The organism is Enterobacter sp. SGAir0187 (assembly GCF_002952735.2).
Classification (GTDB): domain Bacteria; phylum Pseudomonadota; class Gammaproteobacteria; order Enterobacterales; family Enterobacteriaceae; genus Enterobacter; species Enterobacter quasiroggenkampii.
Window position 1 is genome coordinate 1,379,741 of record NZ_CP025034.2, and the last position, 12,829, is coordinate 1,392,569.

Sequence of the window (12,829 nt, forward strand, 5' to 3'; positions counted from 1 at the left end):
ACCCGTTTATCTGATGGTAGATGCTACGACCATCTGTTGAATGACGCAATGGAGTTACCATGAATACGTCAGTTGTTTCACCGGGTCGCGCTGGCCTGATATTGCTGTTAACCGGCCAGATGCTGCCGATGATTGATACCTCAATCACCAACGTGGCGCTGGACGCCATTACCCATTCACTGCACGCTACCGCCACCGAACTGGAGCTGATCGTCGCACTCTACGGTGTGGCCTTTGCCGTCTGCCTCGCGCTCGGCAGCAAGCTGGGGGATAATTTTGGCCGTCGCCGTCTGTTCATGTGGGGTGTGGCGAGCTTTGGCCTGGCCTCGCTGCTCTGCGGAATAGCGGGGAACATTGAACAGCTGCTCGCCGCGCGCATCGTTCAGGGCGCAGGTGCCGCACTGATCATGCCGCAAATTCTTGCCACGCTGCACGTGACGCTCAAAGGTACGGCGCATGCAAAAGCCATCAGCCTGTTCGGCGGCATCGGCGGGATTGCGTTTATCGTCGGGCAGATGGGCGGCGGCTGGCTGGTATCGGCGGATATCGCCGGGCTGGGCTGGCGTAACGCCTTCTTTATCAACGTGCCGATTTGTCTGGTGGTGCTGGCGCTGAGCCGCCGCTTCGTACCGGAAACCCGTCGCGAGACGCCGTCACGCATCGACTGGCCGGGTACCGTGTTGCTGGCCATCATGCTTTGCTGCCTGCTGTTCCCGATGGCGCTCGGCCCGCAGTGGCACTGGTCCTGGCCGCTGAAGGCGATGCTGCTCGCCCTTGTTCCGCTGGCCTGGCTGACGGCGCTGAATGCGCGCAAAAAAGAGCGTGAGAATGCCCACCCGCTGATCCCGCCGCGCCTGCTTGCGCTTCGCAGCGTGCGCTTTGGCATTCTGATTGCGATGCTCTTTTTCAGCGTCTGGTCCGGGTTTATGTTCTGTATGGCCCTGACCATGCAAACGGGTCTGGGGATGGCGCCGTGGCAGTCCGGGAACAGCTTTATCGCCCTGGGCGTGACCTACTTTGTTTCGGCGTGGTTCGCGCCGCGGCTGATTGCCCGCTACAGCACCAGCACCATCCTGCTGACGGGTCTGGCGATCCAGATTACCGGCCTGCTGGCGCTGATCGCCACGTTCCGGGTTTGGGGCATGGAAAATACCACCCTGACGCTGGCACCCGCGACCGGACTGGTGGGCTACGGGCAGGCGCTGATCGTGAACAGTTTCTACCGCATCGGGATGCGCGACATTCAGCCAGACGACGCGGGGGCCGCGAGCGCTATTTTAAGCACCCTGCAGCAGGCCGCGCTGGGTCTTGGCCCGGCTATTTTTGGCGCCATTTTGCTGCATGCGCTTCAAAACCATCACGGGGATTACACCCAGGCGGTTAACGTCTTCCTCATGGTGGAAACAGCCATGATGGTGGTGCTGGCTCTGGCGACGCTGCGCATCCGCCATCGCCTGTGCCTGCCGGTGGTAAAGGTCTGCCAGGCCGCCAAATAAGGTCGTGAATTTGCATAATAGATCCGCAGCCGCCATTATGGGGCTGCAAAAATACAGGAGACGTTATGCAGGAATTGATTGCTCAGGTTGAAGAGTTAGGCATTGAAATTAATCACACCACCTCTTTAGTGATTATCTTTGGTATTATTTTTCTTACCGCCATCATCGTTCATTTTATTCTGCACAAAGGGGTGCTTCGCGCATTCGAAAAACGCGCGCAGGCCAGCAGCCATTTATGGCTGCAGATCATCACCCAGAATAAATTATTTCACCGTCTGGCCTTTACCCTGCAGGGGATAATTGTCAACGTCCAGGCGGTACTGTGGCTGCAAAAGGGCAGCGAAGCGGCGGAAATACTCACCACCTGCGCGAAGCTGTGGGTGATGGTGTATGCCCTGCTCTCCTTCTTCTCGCTGCTGGACGTGATTTTCAATCTGTCGCAGAAAATGGCTACCGCGTCACAGCTGCCGCTGAAAGGGATCTTCCAGGGCATCAAGCTGGTGAGCGCCATCCTGGTGGGGATACTGATTATCTCCCTGCTGATTGGCCAGTCCCCGGCGATTCTGATCAGCGGTCTGGGCGCCATGGCCGCCGTGCTGATGCTGGTGTTTAAAGACCCGATACTTGGACTTGTGGCGGGGATTCAGCTTTCCGCCAACGATATGCTCAAGCTCGGCGACTGGCTGGAGATGCCGAAATACGGTGCCAACGGCACGGTGACGGATATCGGCCTGACCACCGTGAAAGTCCGCAATTTCGATAATACGATTACGACCATTCCGACGTGGGCCCTGGTCTCCGACGCCTTTATCAACTGGAGCGGCATGTCGGCCTCCGGCGGGCGACGCATTAAGCGCAGCCTGAACATTGATACCACCAGCATTCATTTCCTCGACGAGCGGGAACAGCAGAAGCTCATTCAGGCGAAACTGCTGAAGCCTTATCTGGCCGCACGTCATGAGGAAATTAACCTGTGGAATCAGCAGAACGGTGAAGGGGAATCGGTATTAAACCTGCGCAAGATGACCAATATCGGCACCTTCCGCGCCTACCTGAACGAATATCTGCGCAACCACCCGCGTATTCGTAAAGATATGACGCTGATGGTGCGCCAGCTAGCGCCTGACGCGAATGGTTTGCCGATTGAAATATATGCCTTCACCAATACCGTGGTCTGGGCAGAATATGAGGAGATTCAGGCCGACATCTTCGACCATATTTTCGCGGTGGTGGATGAATTTGGTCTGCGTATTCACCAGTCACCCACCGGGAATGATATTCGCGCCCTATCGGGTGTTGTCGCCAGATAATCTTTTTGTAGGCCCGGTAAGCGAAGCGCCACCGGGCGAAAAGGCAGGTGCGGTCTGGTGCCCTCAACCCGACCCTCTCCCACAGGGCTGAGGAATCCCCACAAAATAATACCAGCACGGACGACCCCCTCTCCCTTGAGGGAGAGGGCTGGGGTGAGGGGGAACATACGGCTCTGGTGGTCATTCCGTTCACTTTATGTTCCTTGCTACTCTGTAAGGACATGGCCGGTGAACGTGCCAGGGCGGCTCAATCGCCGCCGCCCTGGCGACCCGGGCTCCCGGCGGTAAATCGCCGCTTCGCGGTGCCTTCGGCTTATTCCTTCCGGCTTTTCGGGGACGGGCGGAGGTAACGTCCCTGTAAAGCCCGCCCTCTCGGCGCATCCATGCGCCTCGCCCCGGCCTACAGGAAACGCCTCAGCGATTTACAGCCGGACCAGGGCATCGCTGTAAGCCATTCATTTTCCTGAAGTCACATGCATCGCTTCAGGTATAAAATTACTGGGGATTCCTCACCCCACAGGGAGAGGCAGAAAACCGCGCTACTTTTTGCGCGAGAGCTTAAAAGCAATAAACAGGAACACCACCCACACCGGCAGCAGCATCGCCGAAAGGCGCATCTCATCCATGGTGCACATCAGCACCAGAATCAGCCCCAGGAAAGCGATACAGATATAGTTCCCCGCCGGGTAAAGCAGCGCTTTGAACTGCGTTTCGCGCCCCTTGCGGCGCATCGCGGCGCGGAACCGCAGGTGCGCCAGGCAGATCATGATCCAGTTCAGCAGCAGCGTAGCGACTACCAGCGCCATCAGCAGGCCAAAGGCCTCTTTCGGCAGTAGATAATTAATCAACACCACCAACGAGGTGATAGCACCGGAAAGGAACAAGGAATTCACCGGCACGCCGCGATGGCTGACGCGGGTGAGGAACTTCGGCGCGTTGCCCTGCACGGAGAGGCCAAACAGCATACGGCTGTTGGAGTATACGCCGCTGTTATAGACCGACAGCGATGCCACCAGAATGACGAAGTTCAGCGCAGAGGCGACCACATTGCTGTTCAGATCGTGGAAAATCATCACGAACGGGCTGCTGTCGGATTTCACTTCCACCCACGGATAGAGCGCCAGCAAGACCACCAGCGAGCCGATGTAGAACAGCAGGATACGGTACACCACCTGGTTAACCGCTTTTGGAATGCTTTTATGCGGGTCGCGCGCTTCGGCGGCGGTAATGCCAATCAGCTCCAGTCCGCCGAAGGAGAACATGATTACCGCCAGGGAGAGGATCAGCCCTTTCCAGCCGGTGGCGAGGAAGCCGCCGTGCTGCCACAGGTTGTCGATCGTGGCGCGCTCGCCGCCGTGGCCTGAGAACAGCAGCCACAGACCAAAGCCGATCATGCCGATAATCGCCAGCACCTTGATCAGCGCAAACCAGAACTCGGTTTCGCCATACAGGCGCACGTTGACGAGGTTAACGGCGTTGATAATGATGAAGAAGGCCGCCGCCCAGATCCACGTCGGGACGTCCGGCAGCCAGTACTGCATATAAATGCCTGCGGCGGTCAGCTCCGCCATCCCCACCAGCACGAACATCACCCAGTAGTTCCAGCCGGACAGGAAGCCGGCAAACGGGCCCCAGTATTTATAAGCAAAGTGCGCGAAGGAGCCTGAAACCGGCTCTTCGACAACCATCTCGCCAAGCTGGCGCATGATCAGGAAGGCAATAATCCCGGCGATACCGTAACCCAGCAGCACCGCCGGGCCCGCCATCTGAATAGCGGGGCCGATGCCGAGAAAGAGCCCGGTACCGATTGCGCCGCCAAGGGCAATTAACTGAATATGTCGATTTTGCAAACCACGTTGCAGCGTCGGATTCTGATCCGACGAGGCTTCGGCGCTACCATGGCCTGAAGCGGATGACGCGTCTTTCACGTCCTACCCCTGTCTCTTTTTTAGAAGGGGCACGTTTTAACACTTCATGCTGGAGGTAGCAAGGGATTGGGGCATCCCTGCCCCGGATAACGAGATGGAACGCTTAGAATTCGTAGCCAACCGCGATCTTAAAGGTACGCGGTTCGCCCTGCGTGATGTAGGTACCGGAATCGTCCACGCTGGCCCAGTAGTTTTCATTGGTCACGTTGTCGATGCCTGCGCGCACCGTCATCGGGTTTGCATTGTGGTTCACCGCGAAGCGATAGCGCATCCCCAGATCCAGCGTGGTGTAGCTGTCCAGCTTTTTGGTGTTTGCCAGGTCAGCGTACTGCGCACCGGAGTGGTTGACGCGGGCGGTCGCCGTCAGGCCGTCAATCGGCTTGATGTCATACTCTGCACCCAATACGGCGTAAAAGTTCGGAATACCGATCGCATCGTTACCCTGATTGACACCATTTTTGGTTTTGGTCAGCTCGGCCTGCAGCCAGGTGGCGCTGGCGTTGAGACGCATCCCGAGCATGGGTTCGCCGAAAATGTTCAGCTCCACGCCACGGTTACGCTGCTCGGCGTCCAGGCCGTAGTGATTGTTGCTGTCGAGGATCGCCGACGGCATCTTGATCTCAAACAGCGCAAGCGATCCGCCTACGCGGCCAAAGTCCGCCTTCACGCCCACTTCGTTCTGCTTAGAGTGAACGATACCGGTGCTCTGGCCGTAGTTGGTGGCGGTATTAGGCGCGGTTTTGCCCGGCTGCAGCGCTTCGGTATGGTTAGCATAGAGGGAGATGTCCTCCCACGGCTTGTAGACCACGCCGTAGGTTGGCATCCAGCGGCTGCCGTCGAAGCCGTCTGCCGCGTTTTCCGCACCGGTAATTTTGTTATACCCGCGAATGACCACTTTCTGGTGGCGTGCGCCAGCGGTGAACAGCAGTTTGTCGTCCAGCACGCCCAGGGTATCGCTCAACAGCCAGCCCTGGGTACGGGTGCGTCCGCTGGTCAGCGGGTCGCTGTACTTTCCGCCAGATCCGTTGAAGTTGCTGCTGTCCGGCATATCGACCCCGGTGTTGTGGTAGATGTTGGTCGTCGGGTTATCCTTCGTCGCCGACATTTTCCACGCGATTTTTTCGTTTTTGGTCATCGCCGAATAGCCAACGTTGACCTTGTGCGAGATAAAACCGGTATCAAAGTTACCGCGAATGCCCGCCATGCCGCTGACGGAATCGCTGATGCGGTTGGTATCAAGGCGGCTGACCGTTGCCTTACCGCTTTTATCCACCAGCTTCGGCGCGCTGTAGATCCCTTCCTCGTGCGCGTGCTGCGCGCCCAGGCCGGTATAGGCGGTCCAGCCGTCGGTGATGTCGTACTCGCTGCGCCACATCCCAAATTCGTTTTCGATGTTGCTGTAGGCCCATTTCTGCGAAAAGTTGCGATCGTTTTTTGGCGGTTCGGGCACGAAATCCACCGCCGAAATGTTGACGCTGGTTGGGCTGCCGTGGAAGGTTTTCTTCTGATAGCCCAGATCCAGCGAGGTGCGGAAGCGGTCACCGCTGTAATCCAGGCCGGTAGAGAGCAGCGTGGTGCGGCGGCGATCGTTCGGTATGCCGGTTTCCCCTTCGCGGTGCACCAGGTTCACCCGCGCACCAAACTGGTCGTTGTCGCCGTAGCGACGGCCCGCATCCAGCGTGGTGCCAATTTGAGAATCGGAAGTGTAGTCGACGCCCACTTTCGCCTGCGGGAGTTCGCCCGCGTGTTTTGGCTCAAGGTTGATCATCCCGCCCACGCCGGAGCTCGCCGCGCCGTTCATCAGGGCGTTTGCCCCTTTGAAGATCTCAATGCGCTCAACCATCTGCGTATCCACCACCTGCCGCGGCAGCACGCCGGACAGACCGCCAAAGGTCATGTCGTCACCGTCGAACTTCAGGCCACGAATACGGTAGGTTTCCGCGCTGTTGCCGAAACCCTGAACGAACTGCACGCCCGCGTCGTTGGCGACCACGTCAGCAATGGTTTTCGCCTGCTGATCTTCCACCAGCTTTGAGGTGTAGCTGATGATGTTGAACGGTACATCCATGGCGTTCTGCTGGCCCAGCATCCCCATCCGTCCGCCGTTTGCCACCTGTCCGTCGAGGAAGGCCGGTACCAGCCGGTCGCCACCGGGTTTGAACTCGCTGGCAGGCTTAGCCTGCACGACGAGGGTATCTTCTTTTTTATCGTCCGCCGCGAAGGCGGAATGTGTTACCGCGCCAACGGCGAGCGCCAGCAGCGTTTTGTGTATGTTGGTGTTGTTCATCGTTAACTCATTTGAAAGTGCGCGCAAAAATGACCCGTAGTCGGGCCTTAGAATGTATTGATAGCAATGCAAATGAGAACTATACGCATTATCTATGCGTTAGCAAGCGTAACCGCGAACAACAAGAAGAGATGGGGAGACAGGGTGAGGAACAACCACCCCGAACACGGGGTGGCTGCAGTGACGTTATTTTTTCTTGTAGATATTGGCCGTACCGTGAATTTTATTGTTGGTGTTCCCTGAGGTGAGCACCAGAACATCCGCGCCTTGCTTATCAGCTTTCTCAATCAGTTCTTTTTTTGCATCATCAACCGATACTTCATTTGAAGTGCTTACCGTACCGATTTTTTGATACTGAGACTCGACTTTCTTGAACTCATTTTTAGTCAGCAGTTGGGCAGCAAAAGCATTGGTCGTAAACAGTAACGCCGTTCCCAACAAAATAGCAGTCGTCTTTTTCATAACCTTTTTCCTTGAGATTAATCAGCAACTACGAAAAACCTCACTCATTATGGTGAGGTTTTATGAGCATGGTAGAGAATCTCAGGAAATGCCATTCTTTCGGGAAAATTCTTTTATAACAACCCATTGCATGAAATTATTAACGAATATTAAGAATAATCGAATACGCGCGCGGCGCCAGCAATATCAATGCGTACCGCCGCGCCCGGGTTCCATCCTGGCTGGCTGACGGTCTTCAGGGTCACGGGCTCTTGCTGCCCGGCGAGCCCGAGGGTGAGCGTCGACAGGTGGCCGGTAAAATCCACATCAAGAATGGAGATTGGGCTTTCATGTGAGGCACATGCCGTCACGCTCAGCTGCTCCGGGCGCAGCATCACTCTGCCCTGCCCTGTCGCCTGCGCGTTGTCCGTGGGCACCTCACCCAGGGCGCATAGAGCGTAGCCCGCGGTGAGCTGCGCAGGCAGGATTAGCGCATCACCAAGAAACAGTGCCGTCTCTTCGTCAACGGGACGGGTGTAGACCTCATAAGGCGTCCCGACCTGCGTGAAACGTCCGGAACGCATGACGGCAACCTGCGTGGCAAAAGACAACGCTTCGTTCTGGTCGTGGGTGACCAGAATCGAGGCCACGCCCGCTTCGGCCAGCAGATCGGCCGTTGCCTTACGCGTCATCGCGCGCAGGCCGGTATCCAGCGCCGAGAACGGCTCATCCAGCAGCATCAGTGAAGGACGCTGGGCCAGCGCACGGGCGAGCGCCACGCGCTGCTGCTGTCCGCCGGAAATCTCGTGGGGCCAGTGCGTGGCGAGCTGCCTGTCCAGCGAGACCATCTCCATCAGCGCCTCAACGCGCTGACGCTTCTCGTGGCGGGTCCCGTCCAGCCCCCAGGCAATGTTGTCTGCCACGTTGAGGTGCGGGAACAGCGCGCCCTCCTGTGGCACAAAGCCGATCCCGCGCTGGTGGGCAGGGACAAAACGGTTTTCATCAAACAGCGTGCTTCCCTGCATGACAATACGTCCGGTGTCGGGCGTCTCAAACCCGGCAAGAATACGCAGCAGCGTGGTTTTACCCGACCCCGACGGCCCGACAATGGCCGTTCTGCTCCCCGGCGCAACGCTCAGGTTTAAGCTGTCGAGCACCTGCACATCAGCAAACGATTTAGAAATGGCGGTTAATTCAAGCATGTCATAGCCCTGCAATTTTCTTCGACTGCATATAGAGAATGGCGGTCAGCGGGAGGGAAATCAGGATCATCAGCATCGCGTAAGGTGCCGCTGCCACATAATCAATCTCGCTGGTCAGCGCCCAGAATCCGGTGGAGAGCGTGCGCGTGCCCAGGGGAGAGAGCAACAGCGTGGCGGTCAACTCGTTGCTGACGCCGAGGAAAACCAGCGCGGCTCCCGCCGCCGCACCCGGCGCGGCCAGCCGCATCGTGACGCTCCAGAGCGCCTTCGCGGGCGTGCTGCCCAGGCTGCGCGCCACGTTTTCCAGCTCGACCGGCGCCTGCGCAATTCCCGCCCGCAGATTGATGAGCGCTCGGGGCATAAACATCAGCAGGTAGGCCAGGAACAGGGTAATTTCCGTCTGGTAAATAGGGCGGGCGTAGTGAATGGTGACGGTGACCAGCGCCAGCGCCGTGACAATGCCCGGCAGTGAACTGGTGATATAGATGCACCCTTCCAGCATCCGGAAGATACGGTGCGGATAGCGGATACCGAGCCACGCGATAGGGATCACGCACGTCGTCGTCAGCAGCGCGCCGCCCACGCCGAGCATCAGCGTCTGGCGCAGCGAGTGCCAGAGATCGGCACTCATCCAGTTTTCCACCCCGCCGAGCCAAATCCAGCGACACAGGACAACTAACGGCACGCCCAGCGCCAGCACGATCAGCACGATGAAAAACAGCTGCCCCAGCGCGGCAGCCGCAGGTTTCAGCGGCCAGCGTTTCTGTTCGCGCGCGGCACCGGCGCCAATGCGCGCGTAGCGTGCCTTTCCACGCGTCACGCCTTCCAGCACTAAGATAGCCAGGCAGCATAACGCCAGCACGCCCGCCAGCATGTTTGCCGCCGGGCCGCTGAAGGTAGACTGAAACTGGTCATAAATTGCCGTGGTGAAGGTATCAAAGCGGATCATCACGTACAGGCCATATTCCGCCAGCAGGTGCAGCGCCACCAGCAGCGCGCCGCCGCAGATAGCCAGCTTGAGCTGGGGCAGCACCACGCGGAAAAAGACCCGCCACGGCGGGGTACCGAGCGACGCGGCCACATCTTCAAGCGTCGGGTCAAGGCGGCGCAGCACCGCCGCAACCGGCATGTAGATAAAGGGATAGTAGGCCAGAACGGAGAGAAACACGCCCGCGGAGAGCCCGTGCATGGACGGAACAACGCTCACCCAGGCATAGCTTTGCACAAACGCGGGGATCGCCAGCGGGGCGACCGCCAGTGCAGGCCAGATCCCTCGCCCGGCAAGCTGCGTGCGCTCGGTGAGCCAGGCTATCGCCACGCCCGTCACAATACACAGCGGAACCGCCAGGGCCGTCAGCCACAGCGTGTTGCCGAGCAGCTCAGCCACCCGCGGGCGAAACACCAGCGCCTTTATCGTTTCCCAGCCCGTCTCAATGCCAATGGCAATGATAAAACCCAAAGGCAGAAGCGCCAGTAATGAAAATAAGACAGCTAACGCAACCATCGGCAGTGCAGGACGCCTGCGGGCAGGCTCCTGCACTCTGTTTTTTCCGATGTCGAGACTCAGACCAGACATAAGACGTTCACTTCACTCTCAGGATCACAGCAGACCGGCTTGCGTCATCAGCTCGATAACTTTCTTACTGTTGAGCATTGAAGGTTCAACTTTCGGCGCATCAAGATCTTTCAGCGGAACCAGTTTCGGGTTTGAGGCCGCGTTCACGCCCACGGCATATTCAAAGGCGTTGTTGGTACGCAGGCTTTCCTGACCTTCTTTACCGGTAATGTATTTGATGAAGGCCTGCGCCTGCGCTTTGTGTTTGCTGGACGCCAGCACGCCGCCGCCAGAGAGGCTCACGAACGCGCCCGGATCCTGGTGTTTGAAGTAGTAGAGCTGGGTGTTTTTGCTGTTTTCACCGGTTTTGGACTGATCGACAAAGCGGTAGTAGTGATAAATCACCCCGCCATCAATCTGACCGGCATTGACCGCTTTCATCACCGTGCTGTTACCTTTATAGGCCACGAAGTTGGCTTTCATCGCCTTGAGCCATTCCAGGGTGGCTTTTTCGCCCTTCAGGGCCAGCATCGCGCTCACGATGGCCTGGAAATCCGCGCCTGAAGGAGATGCCGCCCAGCGGCCTTTCCACTCGGGTTTCGCCAGATCCATCAGCGATTTAGGCAGCTGCTGTTCGCTCAGCTTAGCCGGGTTATAGACGAATACGGTGCTGCGGGCGGCAATGCCGATCCAGCGGCCGTGCGCCGGACGATACTCTGCCGGTACCTGCTTCAGAGTGTCGGCATCCAGCGGTGCAAACAGGTTAGCGTTATCCACCAGCACCATGGATGGCGAGTTTTCCGTCAGGAATACGTCTGCCGGCGATGCGCTGCCTTCCTGAACCAGCTGGTTACCCAGCTCGCTGTCATCACCATTACGCAAAGTCACTTTAATCCCGGTTTCTTTGGTAAAACCGTCAACCCACGACTTCACCAGGTTTTCATGCTGCGCGTTATAGACAACGATGCCGTCGTTGTTATCGGCGGCAACCGATTGTGTGGAAAGGAAAAGGGATGAAGACAACAAGGCAAGCGAGAAGCAGGACAGCAGGCGAGAATTCATGAACATATCCTTAATAGACCAACGGGAGTAACCACTCATAGCTTTGTGGGACAGGATTAAAGCATACAACAACGCTAATGATAATTAGTATCAATCCAGTTTACGCGTAAAAGTGTAAAATTTCTTTTTTATGGAATTTGAAATGATAAAAATCCAGAATTGAAAAGGGAGAAAAATAAAGATTAAGAAAACCTTAAGGTTGGTGATAACGGCTTTTGATTAGGCTTCTATTTATTTCGCGGTTATTTATCTGATAAGGGAAGAATAATGAATCTGATGACAAACTCTGCCATTAATAATATAGCCGCCTTACTTGCCGGGTGGCGCTGCGCTTACCCGGCCTACATTTCTCACCATTGCAAGCCCATGCAAGCGTAGCGACGCCGTACGAAACGCACAAAATGCGCTTTGTCTGCAGCCTGAATAATACCGTTCGAAAAGAGTAAGGAGAGGGAGAGACGTAGATACCTGAGACTAAATGGCACGCCCTGTAGGATTCGAACCTACGACCTACGGCTTAGAAGGCCGTTGCTCTATCCAACTGAGCTAAGGGCGCACTGATGAAGCGTGTACTTCGCGGCGGTGAAACGCGAAGAATTATACGGTCAATGGCAGGTGAGTCAATGCCTTTTCCGTTTTCAGGGGCAATTACCGCTAGCCGATTGTAAATACGGCTATTTTCTCAACATTTATCCCCGTTTTACCGTAAAATTTAGCGCTGCGAAAAGGCTTAGTTGCATTTAAGTAACGCCTGCTGTTTTCCTGTACGTCAGCTCGTCACACTAGAGTCAGGTATCCCGGCCGCCTGGAGGCTGACAGACAACAGGACAATGGAGTGACAGCGCAAAACCTGATCGATACGCCCCCCCGGTTACAGTACCTCTCTCAGGACATCGTCGGCATTAAGCTTGAGCCCATCGTCGCCCTTACCTCCTTGCGCCAGGTTGGTGTCGAGGTCCTTAGCGTTCTGGCCGACACGCGGCACAGTGAGGACTTTTTTTGCGATCGGTCCGCTGAGTGGTCGATAACACTGCTTGAAGCGCAGCTTGCCACGTTAAAAAATACGCCGCACGGTCATAACCTTTTTATTAATCTGCCGATAACCGTCCTGACAGAGCCTGCGTCCTTTCAGCGTCTTATCAGACTCCCCAGCGTGCCGCTCAATATTGAGTTTGTCGACCCTGCGGCTTTTTTGGCGCTGTCTGTCGCGCGCAAGCAGCTTGTGGTTCAGAATCTGCAGCAGCTGAGCAGACAGGGGCACGCAATCTGGCTGGACGACATCGATGACGTCTTAGTGCAGCCGTTTTTATCCTGTCGACTTCCGTTAAGCGGCATCAAAATAGATAAGGAAGCATTCTGGCGTTTACGCGACACCTCTGCGCTGAGGCAACTGGTTTCCCTTTGCTTTCAGCTTGCCGGGAAAGTGCTTATCGAAGGTATTGAGACTGAACGCGATCGTACCTGGGCACTGCAGGCAGGCGCAGACTTCGGCCAGGGATATTACTGGCCGTCCTGGACATGGCCGGAGGATTAAAACGCCATTTCCAG

9 protein-coding genes and 1 tRNA gene are annotated in these 12,829 nt (G+C 56.8%); 3 read left to right on the forward strand and 7 right to left on the reverse strand.

Going from position 1 to position 12,829, the window contains the following annotated elements; translation table 11 throughout:
* Nucleotides 1-59: 59 nt before the first annotated feature.
* Both CWR52_RS06705 and CWR52_RS06710 read left to right on the forward strand, forming a co-directional pair.
* Nucleotides 60-1,496, forward strand: a complete 1,437-nt coding sequence (locus tag CWR52_RS06705) for an MFS transporter (protein ID WP_104949206.1) — start codon at nucleotides 60-62, stop codon at nucleotides 1,494-1,496.
* Nucleotides 1,497-1,561: 65 nt separating this feature from the next.
* Complete coding sequence (locus tag CWR52_RS06710) at nucleotides 1,562-2,806, forward strand: mechanosensitive ion channel family protein (protein WP_104949207.1); 1,245 nt, start codon at nucleotides 1,562-1,564, stop codon at nucleotides 2,804-2,806.
* A gap of 539 nt (nucleotides 2,807-3,345) precedes the next feature.
* Here the strand turns inward: CWR52_RS06710 and pheP are convergent.
* From pheP to CWR52_RS06745, 7 genes are all read right to left on the reverse strand, one after another.
* Nucleotides 3,346-4,734 (reverse strand): phenylalanine transporter, encoded by a 1,389-nt coding sequence (pheP, locus tag CWR52_RS06715; RefSeq protein ID WP_104949208.1) that lies wholly within the window; start codon nucleotides 4,732-4,734, stop codon nucleotides 3,346-3,348.
* Nucleotides 4,735-4,837: 103 nt separating this feature from the next.
* Nucleotides 4,838-7,021: a TonB-dependent receptor gene (locus CWR52_RS06720; RefSeq protein ID WP_104949209.1), complete on the reverse strand. Its 2,184-nt coding sequence runs from the start codon at nucleotides 7,019-7,021 to the stop codon at nucleotides 4,838-4,840.
* Between the two features lie 186 nt (nucleotides 7,022-7,207).
* Nucleotides 7,208-7,483 carry a DUF1471 family periplasmic protein YahO gene (gene yahO, locus CWR52_RS06725; RefSeq protein WP_021241596.1) on the reverse strand — a complete coding sequence of 92 codons (276 nt, stop codon included), beginning with the start codon at nucleotides 7,481-7,483 and terminating at the stop codon, nucleotides 7,208-7,210.
* Nucleotides 7,484-7,632: 149 nt separating this feature from the next.
* Entirely contained in the window at nucleotides 7,633-8,664 is a 1,032-nt protein-coding gene (locus CWR52_RS06730; protein ID WP_104949210.1) for an ABC transporter ATP-binding protein, read from the reverse strand.
* Nucleotide 8,665: 1 nt separating this feature from the next.
* Nucleotides 8,666-10,240 (reverse strand): ABC transporter permease, encoded by a 1,575-nt coding sequence (locus tag CWR52_RS06735; protein WP_167467776.1) that lies wholly within the window; start codon nucleotides 10,238-10,240, stop codon nucleotides 8,666-8,668.
* A gap of 24 nt (nucleotides 10,241-10,264) precedes the next feature.
* Complete coding sequence (locus tag CWR52_RS06740; RefSeq protein ID WP_104949212.1) at nucleotides 10,265-11,281, reverse strand: iron ABC transporter substrate-binding protein; 1,017 nt, start codon at nucleotides 11,279-11,281, stop codon at nucleotides 10,265-10,267.
* Nucleotides 11,282-11,760: 479 nt separating this feature from the next.
* Nucleotides 11,761-11,837 (reverse strand) — tRNA-Arg (locus CWR52_RS06745).
* 279 nt (nucleotides 11,838-12,116) lie between these two features.
* Between CWR52_RS06745 and CWR52_RS06750 the strand changes: the two genes are divergently transcribed.
* Nucleotides 12,117-12,815: an EAL domain-containing protein gene (locus CWR52_RS06750; RefSeq protein ID WP_104949213.1), complete on the forward strand. Its 699-nt coding sequence runs from the start codon at nucleotides 12,117-12,119 to the stop codon at nucleotides 12,813-12,815.
* Nucleotides 12,816-12,829: the final 14 nt, after the last annotated feature.